We start from the raw sequence: 20,679 nt of genomic DNA on the forward strand, positions 1-20,679 counted from the left end.
CGCCGCCGACAATCCTCGTGGAAAGTGATCGCCATGCCGGAAAAGCCGCGGACTGCGGAAACAAAGGGCGCGCGACTGGCCGATGGCGCGTTTCCGGCATGGCCCTTACCGCCCGGACCGAGGGCGGCGGCGTTCGCGCGCTCCGTCGCCCGGTCGGTGCTCGCCGAGCTGGGCATGCCCCCGGCCGCCGTGGACGACGCCCAGACGATCATCTCCGAGCTCGCCGCCAACGCCGTCGTGCACGGCGACCGGGACCGGGCCGAGGTGTGGGCGTACCTCAGCCGCCACCCCTCTCCCCACCTCACCCTCAAGGTGTTCGACGCCGCGCCCTGGCGGGGGACCGCCGCCGGCCCGGCGCACGCCGCCGCGCCGGTCACCGGGAGGCCCGCCTCCGACGCCTGCGGCGGCCGCGGCCTGATGATCGTGAACGCGCTGACCGAGGAGGCCGGCGGGCTCTGGGGCGTCCACCCCACCCGCCGACGGCTCGGCCCGGGGCCGGTGTCCGGCAAGGCCGTCTACTTCACGCTCCCGCTGCCGGCCGCGGCCGTCCTGCCCGCGCCGGCGCCGGACCCGCCGCCCGAGCGGCTCCGCGAGCTCGCCGCCGTGCGCGGGCTGCGGGCCCGCGTCTCGCTCGGCGCCGAGGCGACGGTGGTGCACTTCGGGGCGGGGTTGTGGGTGTGGGTGAAGGACGGAGCGCTGCTCTGCGACCTGCCCGGACGCGGCGTCGTCCGGTATCCGCCCTCGGACGCGATCGAGGTCGTCGAGCAGATGGTCCGGCTGTGCGAGGAGGGCGCGGCCGGCGGCCCCGCCCGCCGCGCGCGGTCGTGGGACCTGTGCTGAGCGGCGCCCGCCTCAGCGGCCCTCGGGCCGGTCCGCCCAGATCCCGCGGACGTGCCGCAGGTGGTGGCGCATCAGCGCCTCGGCGCCCTGGGCGTCGCCGTTCGCCACCGCCTCGACCAGGTCCTCGTGCTCGCGTGCGGACGGTTCGAGCTCGCCCCGCTCCGCGAGCCTCGGCACCCCGTACAGGCGGGACTTGTGGCGCAGCTCGCCCACGAGCCGGACGAGCTGCGCATTGCCGCCGAGCCCGAGCAGCGCGAGGTGGAAGCGGTGGTCGGCGTCGATGTAGGCGACGACGTCGCGCCGCTCCGCCGCCGTCACGATCGCCTCGGCCAGCGGCCGCAGCGCGCGGACCTCCGCGGCACGGCCGGACCGCGCGAGCCGCACGGCGGCGGGGACCTCGATCAGGGACCGGACGTCGGTGATCTCGTCCAGCTCGTGGTCGGACAGGTCGGCGACCCGGAAGCCCTTGTTGCGGACGACCTCGACCAGCCCCTTCCGGGCCAGGTCGATCATGGCCTCCCGGACGGGGGTCGCGGACACGCCGAACCGCTCGGCGATGGCCGGGGCGGAGTACACGACGCCCGACCGCATCTGGCCGCTGACGATCGACGCGCGCAGCGCGTGGGCGATCTGGACCCGCACGCTCTTCCTCGGGCCGAGCGAGGGCAGGTTCGGCATCACCGCTCCGTGAGGCGCGCGAGGATCCGGTCCTTGCCGCTCTGCCAGTTGGCCTTCAGGGCCTCGACGGCTCCCTCGACGTCCGAGTCGACCAGGCGTTCGGCGATCCGCTCGTGCTCCTCGGCCGAGCGCTCCAGGACCTCCCAGTCGCCGACCACGACGCGCTCGTAGCGGTGCATGGTGAGCTTCAGCGAGGTGATGAGGTCCATCAGCCGGTCGTTGGGGCAGCCGGAGAGCAGGAGGTCGTGCCAGGCGTCGTCGTAGCGCTCTATCACGGCGTGCTCCGCCTCGGGGGCGGAGAACGCGCGGGCCTCCTCCAGGAGCCGGGGGGCGACCGAGCGCAGGAACCCGGGGTCGGTCGACTCCAGCGCCAGCGACTCCAGGGCGGCGACGATCGTGGTGAGGTCGTCGAACTCCTTCGCGCTCATCGGGGCGAAGCGGAACCCCTTGCCGCGCTCGCTCACGATGATGCCCTCGCGCTCCAGCCCGATGAGCGCCTCGCGGAGCGGGGTGCGGCTGACGCCGAGGTCCGCGGCCAGCACCATCTCGTTGATCGCCTGTTCGGGGGCGAACTCGCCCTTGCCCAGCCGGTCGAGGATCTCGTCCTTGATCTGTTCGCGAAGCGGGCGGCGGTCGATCGGCATGCTGTCGTCTTCCTCTCCTGGGGTGACCGGACGGTCAGGCCGTTCCGCCGCCGTCGACCGGGATGACGGCCCCGCTGACGAACGCGGCCGCGTCCCCGGCGAGGAACGCCACCATCGCCGCGATGTCGGCGGGCCGGCCGATCCGGCCGAGGGGGCGGTCCGCCGCCTCGGCGTAGAACGCCTCCGCCGAGGCGCCGAGCTGGCGGGCCTCCTCGGCGAGCATGCCGGTGTCGGTGTCGCCGGGGCACACGCAGTTGACCCGGATGTTCCGCGGCCCATGGTCGATCGCCATGGCCCGGGTCATGTTCACCACGGCGCCCTTCGAAGCGCAGTAGGACACGGCCTGCGCTCCCCCTTGGACACCCCACCCCGAGCCGGTGTTGATGATACTGCCGCCCCCCGGCGGCGGCCATCAACGGTATCGCCGCCCGGCTCATCAACATGATCGATTTGACGTTGACGGCCATCACCAGATCCCAGTCCTCCTCGGAGATCTCCAGGACCGTGGAGCGGCGGATGACGCCCGCGTTGTTGAACAGGACGTCCACCCCGCCGTGGGCGTCCCGGGCGGCGCCGACGATCCGCGCGCAGTCGGCCGCGGAGGTGACGTCGCCGCGCACGAAGACGGCCCGGCCGCCGGCGGCCCCGATCGCCTCCGCGGCCCGCGCCCCCGCCTCGCCGTCGACGTCGGCCAGGACGACCGCCGCGCCGAGCTCCGCCATCAGCTCGGCGGCGGCCCGCCCGATGCCGCCCGCGGCCCCGGTGACCACGGCGCTCTTGCCTTCGAGTGAGTTCACGTTCGCTCTCCCTTTCATCGGACGGGGTACATGGCGAGCCGCCCGTGCCCGGTCAGCACGGGCAGGTGACCGCGCAGTCCGGCGTCGAGGTCCTCGTCGCCGGTGTCGACCAGCAGGGGGCGTCCGCCGAGCGAGGCGAGCTTGGCCTCGGTCGCCACCGGGGCGAGCCGGTCGCGGCCGGCGGCGCGCAGCACGGCGGGGGAGATCTGCTGGTTGCCCCTGCCGAACAGGAAACCCTGCCCGCCGATGGGAGTCACGGCCATCCACGCCGGAGCCGTGCCCGCCAGCGCCTCCAGCTCGGCGTCCGCGGCGTCCGCCGCGACGACCGCCCCGCCGCCCGTCAGTACGTTGACGCCCATGAGGGGAACGTCGGCGCCGAGGGCGGCCGCGACGGCGCGCATCGTGGTGCCGGGCCCGAGCACCAGCAGGCCGGACGGCCCGGCGCGCTCCGCGAGGCCGGCGGCGATGCCGGCGACCGACGACGGATCGGCGACCGTGCCGCCCACCTTGCGCTGCTGCACGCGCACCGGGACGTCGGGCACCCTCATGTGGCCGTACAGGCGGGCGGAGACGCGGCCGTCCCGGACGGCGTCCTCGTCGAGGTCCATGACCTCGGCGTCCCGGATCCGCGCGCCGCCGGAGGCCGTCAGGGCGGCGGCCTCCCCGGCGGCGCGCGGCGTCGCCCCGAACACCGCCGAGTGCATCTTCACGCCGGTGGGCACGCCGAGCACGGGGACCGAGGCCCCGACCGCGTCCAGCACGTCGCGCGCCGTCCCGTCGCCGCCGGCGAACAGCAGCAGGTCGACGTGCGGCGCGAGCGCGGCCGCGGCGCGCACGGTGTCGGCCGCCGCGGTGGGCTCGCCCGGCCGGTACCGGACGTCGGGGACCAGGCCGGCGCCGAGCACGGCGTCCTCGCCCATGGACCCGCCCGCGGTCGGCACCGCGAACGGGACGCCGAGCCGCGAGCGCAGCTCCGCCAGCGCGGCCGTGGCGCGCTCGGACGCGCGCGGCGCGGCGCCGAGCGCGCGGGCCCTCTCCTGGACGTCGGCGCCGTCGCTGCCCTTCAGGCCGACCCGGCCGCCGAGCCCGGCGACGGGGTTCACCACCAGCCCGATCCTCATCGCGGCCTCACTCCCCGAGGATCTTCCTGCGGTAGGCGCGCCAGGTGACGGCCCAGGTGGCCGGGTCGTCCTGGACGTCCTCGCGGGCGCGGTGCACGGTGGAGCGGTGCGGCGCGGTACGGACGGTCTCCGGGTCCTCGTAGGCCTCGCGGGCCACCTCGGCGAGGATGGCGGCGTACTCGTCCAGCTCGGCCCGGGAGTAGGACTCCGTCGGCTCCAGCGTCATCGGCTCGGGGACGATGTACGGGTGGTGGCTCGTCCAGTAGTGGGTGCCGAAGTCGGCCGCGCGGACGCCGATGTCCCCGCTGTGCACGCCGGTCTCCTCGGCGAGCCGCTCCCAGCTGTAGCGGACCTGCTCGACCCGGGGCCGCCCCGGCGCGTACGGCACCGACGCCCCGCGGATCTGGAGCACCTTCGCCATCAGGTAGTTGTTGTTGAGGACGGCCACCTCCGCGGCCTCGCGCAGCCCCGCGCCGCCCAGCGACATGATCCAGGCGTAGGCGCGCACCAGGTTCGGCACGACCCCGTAGAACGGCCGGATCTTCCCGATCGACTCGGGCCGGTCGTCGTCCAGCCGGTAGCGGGTGCCGTCGAACTCGACGGTCGGCGTCGGCAGGTAGGGGGCGAGCTCGGCGGTCACGCCGCAGGCGCCCGCGGCGGGCCCGCCGCAGGCGTGCGGAGTGGAGAAGGTCTTGTGCAGGTTGAAGTGGCACAGGTCGAACCCGGTGTCGCGGGCGCGGGTGATGCCGAGGATGCCGTTGGCGTTGGCCTGGTCGTAGGCGCACAGCCCGCCGGCCTCGTGCACGATCCGGACGAACTCCTCGATCCGCGGGTTGAACAGCCCGGTGTCCTCGGGGTTGGTGATGAGCAGGGCGGCGGTGCGGGGCCCGACGGCCCGCCTGAGCGCCTCGATGTCGGGGTAGCCGTCGGCGTCCGGGTACAGGGTGATGACCTTGAAGCCGGCCGTCTTCGCGCACGCCGCGTTGGAGGGGTGGGAGAAGATCGTGGTGATGACCTCGTCGCGGGTCTCGGCCTCGCCGCGCGCCGCGAAGTAGGCGCGGATCATCGCGACGTTGGTGTAGATCGCGGCGGAGCCCGCGCCCGGCTGGAGGGTGAACCGGTCCATGCCGGAGATCTCCCGGAGCAGCCCCTCCAGCCGGTACATGATCTCCAGGACGCCCTGCACGGTCCGCTCGTCCTGCAGCGGGTGCAGCCCGGCCACCTTCGGGTCGCGGACGAACCGGTCGTTGACCTTGGGGCTGTACTTCATGGTGCAGGTGCCCTGGCCGACGTCGACGTTGAAGTCGGCGCCGAGGTTCTCCTGGGACAGCCGCAGGTAGTGCCGCAGGACCTGCGGCTGCGACAGCTCCGGCAGCGCGGGCGGCGCGGTGCGGCGCAGCCCGTCCGGGAGGACGGCGTCCGCCGGCGCCTCCGGGAGGGGCGGCAGCACGCCGCGCTCGCCCGGGGAGCCCAGCTCGAACAGCAGCGGCTCGTCCCACCGGGCCTGGTGGAACCGGCGCAGCGGGGGCTTCGGGCCGATCTTCGCGTCGGCGGGGGTGAGGGGGGAGGGGGGCGGGCCCGTCTTCACTTGGCGATCTCCTGGAGGGTCTCGGCGAGCCGGTCGATGTCGTCCTTGGTGTGGATCTCGGTGACGCAGTACAGGGCGTCGGTCCCCGACAGGACCCTGCCGCCGAAGATCCCGTGCTCCAGCAGCGCCTCGCCGATCTCGGCGGCGGTCCGGGAGCCGGTGAAGCGGAGCGTGAAGTCGGCGAAGTGGGGGGCGCCGGCGTAGGGGGTCTCCACGCCCGGGACCCCGGCCAGCCGGTCCAGCGCGTACCGGGTGTTCGCGAGGATCGTCTCCGCGACCTCGCGTATGCCCCGCGGCCCCATCAGCGCCAGGTAGACCCCGGCGGCGATGCCGTTCAGGGCGGCGGCCGTGCCCACCCACTCCTTGCCCTCCTCGCGGACGGCGAAGGAGGTGCGCTCGTAGGCCACGTCGCCGAAGCCGTACTCGCCCTCGACGCTGGTGGGCGCCAGGCCGAACAGCCGGGAGGGGAACTCGCCCACGTAGAGCTCCTCGTCCCGCGTCGCGATGAAGCCGCCGTTCATCCCGCCGTAGCTCATGGGCAGCCCGAGCGGCTGGACGTCGCCGCAGACGATGTCGGCGCCGTACCCCGACGGCGGCGTCACCGCCCCCAGCGAGATCGGGTTGCAGCCGACGACGTACAGGCTCCCGGCCTCGTGCGCCGTCTCGGCCAGCGACGGGAGCGCGGGGTCCAGGATCCCGGACGCCGAGGGCGCCTCGGCGAACACCGCCGCGACGTCCCCGCCCGCCAGCTCCGCCCGCACCGCGGCCGGGTCGGCCAGCCCGGTGGCGGGATCCACCGGCACGACGACCACGTCGTGGTCGGGGCGGACATAGTCCTTGATCTTGGACAGCTTGTCCGGGAGGACGGCCGTCACGAGCAGCAGCCTGCGGCGACCGGTGATCCGTCCCGCCATGCGCAGCGCGGTGGCCGCGGCCTGGTAGCCGTCGTACACCGGCACGCTCACGACGTCCATCTCCAGCAGCTCGCCCATCAGCGACTGGTACTCCCAGAGCGCCTGGAAGCGGCCGTGGTCCTCGTACGGTTCGCCCGCGTACGCGGTGAGGAATCCGCTCCGGTTGACCACCTCGTCCACGACCGCGGGCACGTGGTGGTGGTAGCAGCCGGCGGCGGCCATCACGCGACCTCGTCCGCGATGCCGTCGACGTCGGGCGCCCGCCCGGCGCCGATGTCGGCCATGTAGCTCATCCACGTGGAGGCCGGGTCGCCCCGGCGGAGCAGCTCCCGGTAGAGCCGGTCGGTCATGTCCCGCCGCACGTCCGCGTAGGCGGGCGCCGTGTACACGTTCCGCAGCTCGTGGGGGTCGTCCTCCAGGTCGTACAGCTCGTGGACGCTCTCGGGGTTGAACACGAGCTTGTGGCGGCGGTCGCGGATCATCCGCTGCGAGTAGGGGAAGTGGTGGCCGTGGAACTCGGCGACCACCTCGGGGCGGGGGTCGTCCTCCCCGCGGATCAGCGGCAGCAGGCTCCGGCCGTCGCAGGGGTCGCCGGCGGGCAGCCCGGCCAGGTCCAGGATCGTCGCGTGCAGGTCGATCAGCGTGGCGAACTCGTCGACCGCGCGGACCGGCGCGCCCGGCACCCGGATGATCCCGGGGATGCGGTAGATGTCCTCGTACATCGCGGGGCCCTTGTCGTTGAGCCGGTGCGCGCCGGTGAACTCGCCGTGGTCGGCGGTGAAGGCGACCGTCGTGTCGTCCCACAGGCCGTGCTCGCGGAGCCGGTCGAGGATCCGCCCGGCCTGCTCGTCGATCATCGTGACGTAGCCCCAGTAGACGGCGATCAGCTTGCGCCAGGCGTCGGCGTCGAAGTGGTCGGCCGACCAGTACTCGGCGTAGCGGCGCTGGACGTCGGGCTTGCCGGCGAAGGTCTCGGCCATGGACTCCGGCAGCGGCACGTCCGCCGGGTCGTACAGGTCGTAGTAGGCGTCCGGCAGCAGGTAGGGCAGGTGCGGGCCGAACCAGTTGCACGTCAGCGCGAACGGCCGCCCGTCGGCGGCGTACCGGTCGACGAGCTCGATCGCCCGGTCGGCGAGGAACGTCTCGATGGTCGCCTCGGCGGGCTGCTCCAGCCTTCCGGCGATCAGGTGGCCGCGCCCGGAGTCGTTGGGGGCCTTGCCGAAGACCGCCTCGCGCACCTTGAACGGCGGGTGCCCGTTGTCCTTGAGCCAGGCCTGGTACGACGGGTGGTGGAACGGGTTCAGCGCCCCGGGCAGGTGCTCGCCGTCCATGCCGTAGTACTCGGGACCGCGCTCGCGGCCGATGTGCCACTTGCCGACGTGGCCCACGTTGTAGCCCGCGTCCAGCAGCGGCCGGACGAGGTTGGGGAAGTCGTCGTCCACCTCGTCCTTGGCGCCGCCGTTGCGTTCGGGGTTGACGAGCAGGCCGTGGCGGAACGGGTGGGTGCCGGTGAACAGGGAGGCGCGGGCGGGGGTGCAGATCGCGGTCGGCGTGTAGAACCGGTCGAACCTGGTGCCCTCGGCCGCCACCCCGTCCAGCGCCGGGGTGCGGACGACCGGGTTGCCGTAGCAGCCCAGCGTGTCGACCCGGTGCTGGTCGGTCATGAGGATCAGGACGTTGCGAGGGGGCACGGGACTCCGTTCATTAATTCCTGAGGGTTTACAAAAATCGACGCTGTGTTGCGGTCCGCGGGGCGGGCCGGTTCTAGGGGTCGGCGGGCTCCGAGCCGGGCGGGAGGGGGTCCCGCTCCTTGAGCACCAGGGCGATCGCGCCCATCGCCGAGGCGGCGGGCCCGAGGTCGGCCGGGACGACGTCCAGAGCGCGCGGCTTGCCCGGCAGGGCGAGCCCGCCGATCGCCGACCGGATCGGGTCGAGGACCAGGCCGCCGAGCGTGGCGAGGTCCCCGCCGACGACGACGCGCCGGGGGTCGAGCTGGGCCACGGTGCCCGCCAGGACCGTCCCCAGCGTGCGGGCCGCCTCGACGACCGCCTCGGTCACCGCGGGCGTCCGGGACCGCGCGGCCTCCAGCAGGTCGTCGGTGCCCGTCAGCCGGACGCCCCGCGACGCGGCGGCCTCCAGCAGCGCCGGCACGCCGATCCGTCCTTCGAGGCAGCCGCGCCCGCCGCAGTGGCAGGGCGGCCCCGCCGGGTCGACCGACACGTGGCCGAGCTCGCCGGACGCGCCGTGCGCCCCGCGCAGCAGCCGCCCGCCGGAGATGAAGCCGCCGCCGACGCCGACCGCCCACCGCACGTAGACCACGTCCTCGGCCGAGCGCGCGGCCCCCCAGGTCTGTTCGGCCAGCGCGGCGAGGCGAGCGTTGTTGTCGACCTCGACGCGGGTGCCGAAGGCGGACTCCAGGCGCTCGGCGGCGCGCCACCGCCGGTCGGAGGCGTCCATCACCCCGACCAGGCCGATCCCTATCGCCTCCAGCGCGCGCAGCCCGATGCCGCGGTCGTCGCAGACCTTGCGGATCAGCGCGACGGCGAGGTCGGCCTGCTCGCCCTCGTCCGCGTCCGGCGCCGAGTCGTCCACGGCGGTGGCGACGACCTGCCGGGCGATGTTGGCGATCGCGACCCGGATCCGCCGCCGCCCGAGGTCGACGCCGATCAGCAGCCCGGCGTCGGGGTTGAGCGAGACGCGGGTCGCCGGCCGCCCGCGGCCGCGGGGCCGGCCGTCGTCCTCGGCCCCGGACTCGATCACCGCCCCGCGCTCCATGAGCTCGGAGATGATGGCGAACAGCGTCGTGCGGGACAGGCCGGTGCGCTCGGTGAGCCGTGTCCGGCTCATCGGCCCCTCGGCGCGCAGCGCCGCAAGGACGGCGCCCTCGTGGGCCTGCCGGAGCCGTTGCAGCGCGTCCGCCCGTTTCTCCATGCCGGGAAGCATGAACGATGCCCTCGATTAATGTCAATGCTTCGGACGAAAACGTCCGGGATGGCTCTGACCAGCGCGGTCCTGCGGATCGCGCGCGCCCGCCCCGGTCGCCCGGGCGCCGAGCCGCCGTCGTGCGCCGGGCCGCGACCTCGCGGACACCTGCCAGGAAGACCGAGGGCCGAATCTCATCCGGCTCCTTTGGAGCAGCCGTTTCACGACGGGATCGTCGGCCCGATGACCTGGCCCGTCCTGCTGCGCGTCCAGGACCCCAGGGAGCCCTCGGCCTGGTGAGCCTCGATCCGGGTCAGGTCTTGTGGGGGATCTGCTGGACGGTGCCGCCGTCGACGACGAACTCCGAGCCCGTGGCGAAGGACGACTCGTCGCTGGCGAGGAAGACGACGAAGGAGGCGACGTCCTCGGGCAGGCCGGGGCGTCCGAGGGGGATCGGGACCATGTCGTCGGGGATGCCCTCGGTGAGCGGCGTACGGATCAGGCCGGGATGGAGCGAGTTGACCCGGACGCCGTGCGGGGCGAGCTCCACGGCGACCGACTTGGTCAGGCCCCGCAGCCCCCACTTGGAGGCCACGTAACCGTGCGCCCAGGAGGTGCCGCGCAGGCCCTCGATGGAGGAGTTGTTGATGATCGAACCGCCCCCGGCGGCGATCAGCGCGTCGGTGGCCGCGCGGATGCCGAGGAACGGGCCGGTGAGGTTGACGTCGATGATCTGCCGCCACTTCTCCGTCCTGAAGCGGTTGACGGCCGCGCCGTTGGCGATGCCCGCGTTGTTGAACAGCACGTTCAGCGCGCCGAACTCGGCGACGGCCGTCTCGACGGCGGCCGCCCAGTCCGCCTCGCTGGTCACGTCGAGGTGCACGTAGCGCGCGGCGTCGCCCAGCGCGTCCGCGACGGCCCGGCCCTCGTCGTCGAGGATGTCGCCGATCACGATCCTGGCGCCCTCGGCGGCCAGGGCCCGGGCGCTGGCCGCGCCGATGCCGCGGGCCCCGCCGCTGATGAGCGCGATCTTCCCGTCCACACGTCCCATGGTCGCCGTCCCTTCCGTCGGTGCCCTAGCCGGCCAGAGCCGCCGCGAAGACGCCGCGGGCGGTGGTGAACGGCAGGTCGAGCGGCGTCCGCAGCCCCGGCGGCGCCGCGATGACGTCGGGGATCGCGTTCACGATCCGCCCGGCGCCCGCCGCGATGGCGGCGTAGTTGTGGTCTCCCCTGGCGCTCGTCGGGCAGACGTCGACGCGGTAGGACGGTTCACCGACGATCTCGACCCGGTACGAGCCGCCGTCCTGCGCGGGCTGCGGCCAGTCGGGGCGCAGGTCGCCGCGCAGCCGGGTCGTGTGGTCGATGACCAGGACCTCCCGGCCGCCGGCGACGCCCGCGACCTGGAACCGGAGGGCGGCCATCCCGCCCGCGGGGATGTGCCCCGCCGCAACGTCGAACGCCTCCGGCGCGGGCTCCTGCTCGAACCGCTCGGTGATCTCGTCGAGCTCGAAACCGAACCCCCGGGCCAGCATCCGGAGGCTGACGCCCCACGACGCGGCCAGCATCCCCGGGCGAAGGATCTTCGGCAGGTCCCCCACGGGGCGGCCGAAGCCCATGAAGTCGACCATGACCGGGCCGCCGTCGTAGGTCGCGTAGTCGGCGATCTCCGAGCAGCGCACCTGCTCCACCCGCTGGCAGGTGCTCGCGATCGCGAAGGGCAGCAGGTCGTTCACCCAGCCGGGGTCCACGCCGGTGACGAAGACGCTCGTCCCGCCCGCCCGGCAGGCGTCCTCGACGGGACGGATCATGCGTTCCGGCAGCAGGCCCCAGGGGTAGATCAGCGGCACCGGCGAGGAGGCGACGACGTCGCAGCCCGCGGCGAGGATCCTCCCGATGTCGGCGAGGGCGCCCGGCAGCCGCGTCTCGCCGATCGCGCAGTAGACGGCGCAGTCCGGCCGGGAGGCGAGGGCCGCCTCAAGGTCGGCCGTGGCCGCGACCCCCGTGACCACGTCGAGGCCGGCGAGTTCGCCGGCGTCGCGCCCGACCTTCCCGGGATTCGACACGACCAGCCCGGCCAGTTCGAAGCGGGGGTCCTCGATCAGCTGCGCCAGGGCGATGCGGCCGACGTTGCCGGTGGCCACGTGCAGGACGCGGATGGCCATGATGCTCCTCGACGGGTGAGAGCGGTGCCGGTCGATAGAACGCGTTACCGACCAGCGAGGTCCCGAGGGCCGTCTCCGGCGTTCACCGGACCGCGCCGGGCGGCTGGCTGGACACATGTCCAGCATAGGGCGGGCTTCGATGTCGTCGCAATGGCCGACCTCGCCGACCATTCTTCCGGACATATGTCCAGACAGGCTTCCAGCTTCTTTGTAACACGTTCTACTATGAGGTCATGTGCGGGGGGAGCCGCGCCGAGCCCGGGACCGCGGCCCGGCGTCCCCGCCGACCTGATCAGCACCCGGGCAGGACCGCCGAGAAGGAGATCCGCAGATGGCCCACCCGCCGGTGACGCCTCCGGGCCGCTACGCCGACCTGACCCGCGAGGAGCTCGCGGTCGTCGTCCCCGAGCTGCTCCTGATCGGCCAGCTCATCGACCGCTCCGGGATGGCGTGGTGCATCTCCGCGTTCGGACGGCGGGAGATGGCGCGGATCGCGATCGAGGAGTGGGCGGCGTCGAGCCCGATCTACACCAGGCGGATGCAGCGGGCGCTCGGCTACGCCCCGGACGTGCCCGGGAAAGGCGACGTCCCGACCATCTTCAAGGGCCTGCAGCTCGACATCGGCGCCCCGCCGCAGTTCATGGACTTCCGCTACACCGTCCACGACCGCCGGCACGGCGAGTTCCACCTCGACCACTGCGGCGCCCTGATGGACGTGGAGCCGATGGGCGACGACTACGTCCGGTCCATGTGCCACGACATCGAGGACCCCACCTTCGACGCCACCGCGGTCGCGACCAACCCCAAGGCCCAGGTGCGGCCGATCCACCGTCCGCCGCGCAGCCCCGCCGACCGGCGCCCCCACTGCGCGTGGACGGTGATCATCGACGAGTCCCACCCGGACGCCGAGGGCATCCCCCTCCTCGCCGACAACGAGCGCTCCCGCGCCGCGACCCTCGAACTCGCACCGATCGACCCGTCCGACGACGGGCTCGCCGACTACTCCGGGCCGCTGCTCTCCGACCTCGACTTCGCCGCCTTCTCCCGTTCCGCCCTGGCGCGTGTCGCCGACGAGGTCTGCCTCCAGATGCACCTGCTCAACCGCGCCTTCACGCTCTCCGTGGCCCAGCGGGCCGCCGGCGCGGAAGAACTGCTCCGCATCCGCCGCAAGCAGCTCGTCGGCATCGCCGGTATCGCCGCCGAACGGCTCGCCCGCGCCCTGGACCTGCCGCGCGGCCCCGAGGGAGCGGCCCGCCTGCTCGCGGTGCACCCCCTCCTCAACCCCGCGGCCTACGTCGACGCCGACATCGACGGCGCGGACGTCGCCGTCCGTCCGTCCCCCGCGCATGAGGACGGCGCGTGGATCTCGCTCTGCGGCCCCGGGTGGACGACCGCGCTCCAGGCCGTCGTCCGCGCCGTGGACGTCCGCCTCGACGTCGAGGCGACCGGTTCCGGCGACGAATGGCGGCTGACCGTCGTCCGCCGCGACGACCCGGCCCCGGAGCCGGGCGAGGTCGCCGTCGTCCGCTTCAGCACCGGCGCCGCCTTCGCCTTCGAACCCCGCCGCTCCCTGCCGATCACTCCCGTCTGACGGCGCCGGCGCGCAGGCTCGGGGCCAGCCAGCGGGTCAGGACGGCGCGGAGCCGGGCCTCGTCCCTCGGCGGCTCGGCCGGATGCTGCAGCAGCGAGGTCAGCAGGCGCATGACGACCTCGGCGAGCCCGTCGAGATCGTCCTCGCCGACCCCGGCGGCCGCCCAGTCGACGGGGAAGCGCTTCAGCATCTCGGCCCCGTAGGCGACGGCCTCCGCGGTGGTGGCCCCGCGGCCGAAGGCGGCGGAGTCCTCCAGCTGGAGCAGCAGGCTCAGCCGCGGCTCGTTCGGGATGGTCCGCACGCAGAAGAGCATGCCTTCGACCACGGCCTCGGCCGGGTCGCCGACCCCCTGCAGATGGGCGATCAGCCGGTCGACGAACGCCTCCGCGCCCTGGGCCGCGACCTCGCCGATGATGTCGCTGATGCGGCCGAAGTGGCGGTAGACGGTCTGGCGGGTGACGCCGAGCTCGCTCGCGACGTCGGACAGGGTCGTCTTCGCGACGCCGTGCCGGTCGATGCAGCGGACGGTCGCGTCGACGATGCGCTGCCGGGCCTCGGCCTCCGACGCGGGTGGCCGGCCTCCCCAGCCGTGGTGCCCCATGGGCTCAGGATGGCACAGGCTCAGCCGTTCCCCGTGGCATGATCGCGCGGAGCGCGGCCGCGATGATCCCGGTGGCCGCGACGGCGCACAGCCCCGCGTACCAGAGGCTGCCGATCGGCGTGCCCTGCTCGGTGACGCCGTCGGTCGCCGCGAAGTACGCCGGCAGCGCGACGAGCCAGAAGACGAGGTGGACCCCGAGGTACAGCGCCGGATAGATCCGCGCGAACACCGGCGACGCCACCGGGACGGCCCTGCCGCCGCTCCCCGCGCGCCAGGCGTCGGCGAGCAGGTACAGGCCGACGAGCCAGACCGCGGCGAGCTCGGCGGTGAGGATGGCCCGCTGCACCCCGAGCCGTCCCTCGAAGGCGCCGCCGGGGGCGCTCACGACGACCATCGCGAGGGGCGTCACGACGCCGGCGACGAGGGTGCGCCCGCTGATCTGGAGGCCGCTGAGCGCTCCGCGGCCGTTCCCGCCGCCGACCAGGCGGACGACGAGGTAGGTCATCGCGCCGAAGGAGACCGAGGCGAACAGGAGCATGCTGTTCATCGGCACCGAGGCGAGCGCCGGCTGGTTGATCTTCTCGTTGGCGGGGTTCCACGCCCACCACCTCAGCTGCGGCCCGAGCTGGTCGAAGATCTCGTAGAAGACCTGGCAGGCGAACGCGACCGCCGCCGAGCCGATCAGCGGCCCGCGCCGCGCGAAGACGCCGAGCGCCCGGACGAGCTCGTAGGCGAGCTGCGAGATCGCGGGATAGAAGGCCACGATGTAGAGCGGCAGCCGGTCGTACATGAACTGCACGGTGAACACGTTGTGGGAGAAGATGAACCCGACGTGCTCTTGCAGGCCGAACCAGCCGGGGAAGTACAGCGGCGGTTCGATCACGGCCAGGTAGACCACCGAGGCGAACCACAGCGAGAGGTTGACCGGGTCGCCGTCGCGCCGCCACCGCCGCCACGCGTGGACCAGGGCGAACACCGCGCCGCCGACGATGAGCAGTTCGAGTGCCGCCATGGTCCCGTCGGCGAGGTCGAACGGGTTGCGCAAGCCCACCACGGGACGGGCGTCGTGGCAGGAGAAGCCGAGGCTCCCGGCGAGTCGCTCGGCCGCCGGGTCGCAGGTGTACCCCATGAGCCGCTCCCCGCCGTCAGGTGCCGACGAGATCGTCACCGCGGGCCGGCGCGGCGCCGCGGGGTTCGGTGTAGTCGATGCCGGGGGGATCCCGCCGGACGTCGAACCCGTGGGGCACGACGGTCCGTCCGAGCCGCTGCCGCACCCTGTAGCGCGCGACGCCGAACCAGAACCGCGGATCGGCGGCCATCCGCCGCAGCGACCTGTCGAGGTTGAACACCTGGGCGAACGTCCGCTCGACGTGGGCGTCCTCGCGGCTCGCGGCGGTGACGGCGTTGAAGACCGGCCAGCTCAGCCGCGCGATGATCCTGCGGCGCCAGGCGGCGGCGACCTCCGTCCCGGTCGCGAAGTCGTAGGCCTGGTCGCGGGCCATCGCCAGCATCCAGGGGACCTGGAGAGACTTCTTCTGCCTGCGCAGGAACGCGCGCATGAAGGCGAGGTCGACCGCGCCGCCCCCGTGCAGCACCTCGTCGAGGATGAGCGCGGAACGGGCGGCGGAGCTCATCCCCTGGGCGTAGAACGGGTTGAAGGCGCAGATGGAGTCACCGACGCACACCAGCCCGACCGGGGGCTTTCCGAGCAGGTCGTAACGGCGCCATTTGTTGCCGGTCGAACGGGTCAGATGCACTGCCGAAGTCGGGGTGCAGGCACGGGCCGCCTGCGCGAACACGGGTGTCCGCACGCGGTCCAGGGCGTCCTCGAACGCCTCGACCCCGCGCGGCATCGCGATGCCCCACGACCCCATGCACACGATGGCGCGCTCTCCCTCGATGGGGAAGAAGTTGCTGAGGAACTCGTGCTCGGCGGGGTGGTCGCCGGTGTCCTGGGTCGGGGTGATGACCAGGTGCTTCCACCACCACGTCTCCGGGCGCCGTCCCTCCGGGGGCAGGTCGTACCAGCGCGAGGTGTAGGTGACCTTGGCGTCGAGGGTCCTCTCCGGCGGCGCCTCCCACCCCGCCGCGCCGAGCCAGTCCACGACCGAGGACCCGCGTCCCAGCGCGTCGACGACCAGGTCGGCGGCCAGGTGGCCGCCGTCGTACTCGACCCCCTCGACGCGACCGTCCGCGGTGCGGAGCCCCGTGACGGTCACGCCCTCGCGGATCTCGATGGCCGGCAGCTCGCGCACCTTGTCGCGCAGGACCCGCTCGATCAGCACCCGGGAGCCGTACACCATCGTCATCGACCCGGACTTGCGCGGGGCCCAGCCGTCGTTCTCGCAGTAGGCCGCGTCCAGCGACGGCATCAGGTGCATCCCGCCCGCCGCGATCAGCGCCTCCTCGAACCCGGGGAAGATCTCGCCGATCGCCCGCCGGCCGGAGTTGAGCAGGAAGTGCGGGTGCTTGCTCTGCGGAACGCCCCGCCGATGCTCGGCGCCCGGCGGCAGCCGATCCCGCTCCAGCACGACCACCCGCCCGAAGTGCCCGGCGAGCACTCCCGCGGCGCACAACCCCGCCACACTCCCACCGAGCACCACGGCCGTCCCGCGCACCATCCCGCCACCGCCCATCCATTCATACACTCAACGAGTGAATGTATGATGCGCTCACGGCGAGGCAAGGTCAATAGGCATGGTTCGTCCCCGCGGCCGCAGCCTTCAGCGAGTCCCTGCCGCCTCGATCAGCGGCTCGATCCGCTCGGCGATGTCAGGCCAGCGGGCCGCTGCTGAAGGGCGGCTCGGGCGGATCGGAGTCTTCGCCGCTGCCCGCGACCATGACCTGCCAGCAGGGGTCGTCCGCATCATCGAGGTGAAGCCACACGTAGACGACGGGGAAGGGCCGTCCCACGTGGTCGAGGGGCGGGTCGGCGGCAGCGGCGGCGAGACGCTGGGCCAGGACGCCGGCGTAGTTCGCGGTGAACTGCGGGCGCAGGTTGACCTGTGCCACGGTCGTGGACCGGTCCCCCTGCCAGACGATGATCTGTTCACCGGAAACCCCGATGCCGGTGATGGTGTCCGCACGGACGAGGTGGACGTCTTCGGTCACCAGCCAGACCACTGGAGAACTCGTGAACGCGTCAGGCTCCATAGCAGCGGAGCCTAGAGGCGTTCGGCGTCCCCGAGAAGGCGTGCGGCGGTCCGATACGCGTGCGGACACGCGGCGCCCGGCCCCCGCGACGAGCGATGGAGCCGCTGTTCCGTGCAGGACTGGCGCGGATGTCCGCTGTCACCAGTATTGTGTGCGGGCTCGCGAGTCGACCTGGGGGCCGCATGGGAACGTCAGTGGAGCCGGAGTCGGACTCGGGGATGCGGCGCTGGCTGCTCCAGGGGCTGCACCGCCCGGGGCACAAGCCGGGGCCGCACAAGAAGCAGCCGCACCACGAGGACGCGCCGCACAAGCAGCACGCCTGGTGGCAGGTCATGTGCCTGACCGGCGTCGACTACTTCTCCACGCTGGGCTACCAGCCGGGCATCGCCGCCCTGGCGGCCGGGGCGCTGAGCCCGATCGCCACCCTGCTGCTGGTGGCGCTGACCCTGTTCGGGGCGCTGCCGGTCTACCGGTCGGTGGCGGGGCAGAGCCCGCACGGGCTGGGGTCGCTGTCGATGCTGGAACGGCTGCTGCCCGGCTGGCGCGGCAAGCTCCTGGTGCTGTTCCTGCTCGGCTTCGTCGCCACCGCGTTCATCGTGACGATCACGCTGTCGGCCGCCGACGCCACCGCCCACCTGCTGCACAACCCGTTCGCCCCGGACGCGGTCGCGGGCTGGCAGATCCCGGTCACGCTGGTGCTGATCGCGGCGCTGGGCGCGGTCTTCATGGTGGGGTTCAGCGAGGCGATCTCGATCGCGGTCGTCCTGGTCGCGGTGTACCTGGTGCTGAACGTCGTGGTGGTGGGGACCGCCCTGGTCGAGGTGGCGTCCGATCCGGGGCTGGTCACCGACTGGAGGCACGCGCTGACCGCCGACCACTCCAGCCCGCTGGTGATGGTCGCCGTCTCGCTGTTCGTGATGCCCAAGCTCGCCCTCGGACTGTCCGGGTTCGAGACCGGCGTGGCCGTGATGCCGCTGGTCAAGGGTGATCTGGACCGGCGGATCCGGGGCGCGCGCAAGCTGCTGACCACGGCCGCGGTCATCATGAGCGTCTTCCTGATCACCTCCAGCTTCGCCACCAGCGTGCTGATCCCCGAGAAGGAGTTCGAGGAGGGCGGGAAGGCCAACGGCCGGGCGCTGGCCTACCTCGCGCACGAGCACCTCGGGGAGTGGTTCGGCACCGCCTACGACCTCAGCACGGTCGCGATCCTGTGGTTCGCCGGCGCCTCCGCCATGGCCGGGCTGATCAACATCGTCCCCCGCTACCTGCCCCGCTACGGGATGGCCCCCGACTGGACCCGCGCCACCCGCCCGATGGTCCTGATCTTCACCCTCGTCTCGTTCGCCATCACCCTGCTGTTCGGGGCCCAGGTCGAGGCGCAGGGCGGCGCCTACGCCACCGGCGTCCTGGCGCTGATCCTGTCCGCCGCGGTCGCCGCGACGCTGGCGTCCTGGAAGCGCGGCCGCCGCCGCCCCGCCGCGGCCTTCGGCGCCGTCACCCTGGTCTTCGCCTACGCCACGATCGCCAACATCATCGAACGCCCCGACGGCCTGGTGATCGCCGTCGTGTTCTGCGTCGCGATCGTCGTCACCTCGCTGATCTCCCGCGCCACCCGCTCCACCGAACTGCGCATCACCGACGTCGAGTTCGACGAGAAGGCCCGCGAGTTCCTCGACCGGCCCGGCGAGTTGCGGATCATCGCCAACGAGCCCGACGAACGCGACCGCCAGGAGTACCTGGACAAGGCGCAGGAAGCCTGGGAACTGCATCGCCTCCGCGCCGATGAGGGGCTGCTGTTCCTCGAACTCACCGTCTCGGACGCGTCGGAGTTCGAGTCCACCGTGCGCGTCACCGGCGAGGAGCGGCACGGATACCGCATCCTGCGCACCGAGGGCCCGAGCATCCCCAACGCGATCGCGGCGATCCTGCTCCACGTCCAGCACGAGACGGGCAAGCAGCCGCACGTCTACTTCCACTGGGCCGAGGGCAACCCGATCGGCGCCCTGCTCCGCTACCTGGTCTTCGGCGGCGGCGACGTCCCGCCCCTGACCCGGGAGATCCTCCGCCAGGCCGAACCCGACGTCGAACGCCGCCCCATCGTCCACGTCGGCTGACGTCTCAGGCCGCCCCGCGCCCCCGGCTACCGCCAGAGGTGGTCATAGCGGTCCGGGGCCGGAGCGACCTGGACCCGCCCGTCCCTGACCTGCCACTCGATCTGGTGCCCCTCCTCGTGGAAGACGAGGAAGAGCCCGCACACCCGGTCGTCGTCCTCGTCGACGGCGGGGAGGGCCGCGATCCGCCGGACCTGGTCGAGAACGTCATCGGCGCCGGAGGGGCGAACCGCTCGGGCATAGCACGCCGCGTCGAGCCAGCCGCCCTCCGGAAACGCCCATCCCGCGGGGTCACCGCTGATGACGCGCTCGGCCTCGGCTCTCTGCCCGTGGAACTCCAGCCAGCCCCGTATGTAGACCCACGCGCTCATGACGCCGGGGCCTCCCGCCGGCCGGTCACATCAGACGGTCTTGGTTCTCGTCGGCCTCGGCGCGGACGGCGTCGGCGAAGGAGTCGTCGGCGTCCTCGTCCGATTCCGCGCTCTCCCGGTAGATGAGCCGGCATCCGCGGATCCCGTCGAGAAGGTCTTCGAGAAGGTCGTGCGCGGGCCGCATGGGGTCGAGCGGGGTGGTACGGAGCGACTCCAGAAGACCGCTCCGCAGGCGCGGGTCCTGGTGTTCGGCGGCGAGCTCGTCCGCCTGGCTGATGCAGTCGCGGACGGCGTCGATGTCGGGGATCCTGCCCTCGGCGGCCGCCATGGCGTCGCGGATCATGCCGGTGATCGCGTCGTAGGGGGAGAGGCCGACCTCCAGGCTCTCCAGCACGGCGGTGGGCGTGGCGTGCGCGAGGGCTTCGATGTTGTCGGCCTCCTCGACGATCTGGGTGGGGGCCAGCCCCGACGTCTCGGCCGCGACGTCGGCGGCCGCCTGCAGCCAGTGCGCGGCCGCGATAGAGGCGGCGACGGGATCGACGTCGGTGAACAGGGCGTGGCTGCCGAGCGGACGGTCGGAAAGGATCTTGTCGGCGGCCTGGACCTGCGCCGGCGAGGCCCCGGCGCGGGTGAGCGCCACGGCCTGCCGGGCGCGGCCGGTGAGGTCGCCGAGTTCCGCCTTCTCGACAGCGTTCATCTCGGTCTGCACCTCCGCCACGATGCACGCGGTCAGCTCCGCGCCGCCCGCGGCGCGCAGGGCGCGGCCGGCCCGATGCGCCGCCTCCTCGACGGGGTTGGACGACTGGAGCAGCACGCCGTCTCTCGGGAGGTTGGGGTCGGCGAGGGCGTCGGCGACCGTGGCGAAGGCTTCTCGATCGTGGTCGCGACGCCACCCCTCGCTGTTCTCGCTCTGGTCCTCGGCGGCGGACGCCGGGTGCGTGTAGGTCCGCCAGGCCTGCTTCGAGAGCAGCGTCAACGCGTGGACGAGCTGCTGAGCCTGATCGCCGGTGACCCCCTCGGAGAGCGCCGCGACGGTGAAGGCGGCGTTCCCCAGCCCGGTGTTCCAGAAGACCACCAATGCGTGACGCTCCACGTCGTAGGCGTACGTACTCAACATCCCTCCCTGACCTCGACACCTCCACCCTCCCACTCCCAACTACGAAGAGTGAGACGAACACACCTCCGG

General features: G+C 73.1%; 19 protein-coding genes and 1 pseudogene. 3 read left to right on the top strand and 17 right to left on the bottom strand.

Translation table 11 applies throughout. The features are described from left to right. The first annotated feature begins 33 nt into the window (after positions 1–33). Positions 34–840 carry an ATP-binding protein gene (locus ACQEU6_RS40565; protein ID WP_499339007.1) on the top strand — a complete coding sequence of 269 codons (807 nt, stop codon included), beginning with the start codon at positions 34–36 and terminating at the stop codon, positions 838–840. Positions 841–852: 12 nt separating this feature from the next. On the opposite strand, the gene ACQEU6_RS40570 is transcribed toward ACQEU6_RS40565, so the two are convergent. The 11 genes and pseudogenes from ACQEU6_RS40570 to ACQEU6_RS40620 all read right to left on the bottom strand — a co-directional run bounded on the left by ACQEU6_RS40570 (position 853) and on the right by ACQEU6_RS40620 (position 11,666). Then, the gene (locus tag ACQEU6_RS40570; RefSeq protein WP_499339008.1) at positions 853–1,518 is read right to left on the bottom strand and encodes a GntR family transcriptional regulator; all 666 of its coding nucleotides are present in this window, start codon (positions 1,516–1,518) and stop codon (positions 853–855) included. Further along, the gene (locus ACQEU6_RS40575; RefSeq protein WP_499339009.1) at positions 1,518–2,162 is read right to left on the bottom strand and encodes a GntR family transcriptional regulator; all 645 of its coding nucleotides are present in this window, start codon (positions 2,160–2,162) and stop codon (positions 1,518–1,520) included. The genes ACQEU6_RS40570 and ACQEU6_RS40575 overlap by 1 nt, the downstream gene beginning before the upstream one ends. A gap of 34 nt (positions 2,163–2,196) precedes the next feature. Then, positions 2,197–2,502 carry an SDR family NAD(P)-dependent oxidoreductase gene (locus ACQEU6_RS40580; RefSeq protein ID WP_499339010.1) on the bottom strand — a complete coding sequence of 102 codons (306 nt, stop codon included), beginning with the start codon at positions 2,500–2,502 and terminating at the stop codon, positions 2,197–2,199. A 118-nt stretch (positions 2,503–2,620) separates the two neighbouring features. Then, positions 2,621–2,977: pseudogene (locus tag ACQEU6_RS40585) on the bottom strand (SDR family NAD(P)-dependent oxidoreductase); the annotation flags it as partial. Then, positions 2,974–4,080, bottom strand: a complete 1,107-nt coding sequence (locus ACQEU6_RS40590) for an ATP-NAD kinase family protein (protein ID WP_499339011.1) — start codon at positions 4,078–4,080, stop codon at positions 2,974–2,976. The gene ACQEU6_RS40590 and the pseudogene ACQEU6_RS40585, both read right to left, overlap by 4 nt. Positions 4,081–4,087: 7 nt before the next feature. Continuing rightward, positions 4,088–5,668 carry an aminomethyl-transferring glycine dehydrogenase subunit GcvPB gene (gcvPB, locus tag ACQEU6_RS40595; protein ID WP_499339012.1) on the bottom strand — a complete coding sequence of 527 codons (1,581 nt, stop codon included), beginning with the start codon at positions 5,666–5,668 and terminating at the stop codon, positions 4,088–4,090. Further along, entirely contained in the window at positions 5,665–6,804 is a 1,140-nt protein-coding gene (gene gcvPA / locus ACQEU6_RS40600) for an aminomethyl-transferring glycine dehydrogenase subunit GcvPA (RefSeq protein ID WP_499339013.1), read from the bottom strand. The genes gcvPB and gcvPA overlap by 4 nt, the downstream gene beginning before the upstream one ends. Then, the gene (locus tag ACQEU6_RS40605) at positions 6,804–8,273 is read right to left on the bottom strand and encodes a sulfatase family protein (RefSeq protein ID WP_499339014.1); all 1,470 of its coding nucleotides are present in this window, start codon (positions 8,271–8,273) and stop codon (positions 6,804–6,806) included. The genes gcvPA and ACQEU6_RS40605 overlap by 1 nt, the downstream gene beginning before the upstream one ends. Before the next feature lie 73 nt (positions 8,274–8,346). Then, positions 8,347–9,513, bottom strand: a complete 1,167-nt coding sequence (locus ACQEU6_RS40610) for an ROK family transcriptional regulator (RefSeq protein ID WP_499339015.1) — start codon at positions 9,511–9,513, stop codon at positions 8,347–8,349. A 304-nt stretch (positions 9,514–9,817) separates the two neighbouring features. Continuing rightward, on the bottom strand, positions 9,818–10,555 hold the full coding sequence (locus ACQEU6_RS40615) for a glucose 1-dehydrogenase (protein WP_499339016.1): 738 nt from the start codon (positions 10,553–10,555) through the stop codon (positions 9,818–9,820). Between the two features lie 25 nt (positions 10,556–10,580). After that, positions 10,581–11,666 (bottom strand): NAD(P)H-dependent amine dehydrogenase family protein, encoded by a 1,086-nt coding sequence (locus tag ACQEU6_RS40620; protein WP_499339017.1) that lies wholly within the window; start codon positions 11,664–11,666, stop codon positions 10,581–10,583. A 331-nt stretch (positions 11,667–11,997) separates the two neighbouring features. Between ACQEU6_RS40620 and ACQEU6_RS40625 the strand changes: the two genes are divergently transcribed. Further along, positions 11,998–13,257 carry a hypothetical protein gene (locus tag ACQEU6_RS40625; RefSeq protein ID WP_499339018.1) on the top strand — a complete coding sequence of 420 codons (1,260 nt, stop codon included), beginning with the start codon at positions 11,998–12,000 and terminating at the stop codon, positions 13,255–13,257. On the opposite strand, the gene ACQEU6_RS40630 is transcribed toward ACQEU6_RS40625, so the two are convergent. From ACQEU6_RS40630 to ACQEU6_RS40645, 4 genes are all read right to left on the bottom strand, one after another. Continuing rightward, positions 13,244–13,858, bottom strand: a complete 615-nt coding sequence (locus tag ACQEU6_RS40630; protein ID WP_499339019.1) for a TetR/AcrR family transcriptional regulator — start codon at positions 13,856–13,858, stop codon at positions 13,244–13,246. The two genes, ACQEU6_RS40625 and ACQEU6_RS40630, sit on opposite strands and share 14 nt — an antisense overlap. A 4-nt stretch (positions 13,859–13,862) precedes the next feature. Then, positions 13,863–14,987, bottom strand: coding sequence for a hypothetical protein (locus ACQEU6_RS40635; RefSeq protein ID WP_499339020.1), 1,125 nt, complete (start codon positions 14,985–14,987; stop codon positions 13,863–13,865). 16 nt (positions 14,988–15,003) lie between these two features. Further along, positions 15,004–16,479, bottom strand: a complete 1,476-nt coding sequence (locus ACQEU6_RS40640; protein ID WP_499339021.1) for an FAD-dependent oxidoreductase — start codon at positions 16,477–16,479, stop codon at positions 15,004–15,006. A gap of 151 nt (positions 16,480–16,630) precedes the next feature. Beyond that, the gene (locus tag ACQEU6_RS40645) at positions 16,631–16,969 is read right to left on the bottom strand and encodes a hypothetical protein (protein WP_499339022.1); all 339 of its coding nucleotides are present in this window, start codon (positions 16,967–16,969) and stop codon (positions 16,631–16,633) included. Between the two features lie 224 nt (positions 16,970–17,193). On the opposite strand from ACQEU6_RS40645, the gene ACQEU6_RS40650 reads away from it, so the two are divergent. Then, positions 17,194–19,125 carry an amino acid transporter gene (locus ACQEU6_RS40650; RefSeq protein ID WP_499339023.1) on the top strand — a complete coding sequence of 644 codons (1,932 nt, stop codon included), beginning with the start codon at positions 17,194–17,196 and terminating at the stop codon, positions 19,123–19,125. A 26-nt stretch (positions 19,126–19,151) separates the two neighbouring features. Here the strand turns inward: ACQEU6_RS40650 and ACQEU6_RS40655 are convergent, their stop codons facing one another. Together ACQEU6_RS40655 and ACQEU6_RS40660 are read right to left on the bottom strand one after the other, a co-directional pair. Next, positions 19,152–19,493 carry a hypothetical protein gene (locus ACQEU6_RS40655; RefSeq protein WP_499339024.1) on the bottom strand — a complete coding sequence of 114 codons (342 nt, stop codon included), beginning with the start codon at positions 19,491–19,493 and terminating at the stop codon, positions 19,152–19,154. 25 nt (positions 19,494–19,518) lie between these two features. Continuing rightward, positions 19,519–20,610 (bottom strand): hypothetical protein, encoded by a 1,092-nt coding sequence (locus ACQEU6_RS40660; RefSeq protein WP_499339025.1) that lies wholly within the window; start codon positions 20,608–20,610, stop codon positions 19,519–19,521. Between the last annotated feature and the right edge of the window lie 69 nt (positions 20,611–20,679).

The organism is Spirillospora sp. CA-108201 (genome assembly GCF_050936235.1).
In the GTDB taxonomy this organism is placed as follows: Bacteria; Actinomycetota; Actinomycetes; order Streptosporangiales; family Streptosporangiaceae; genus Spirillospora.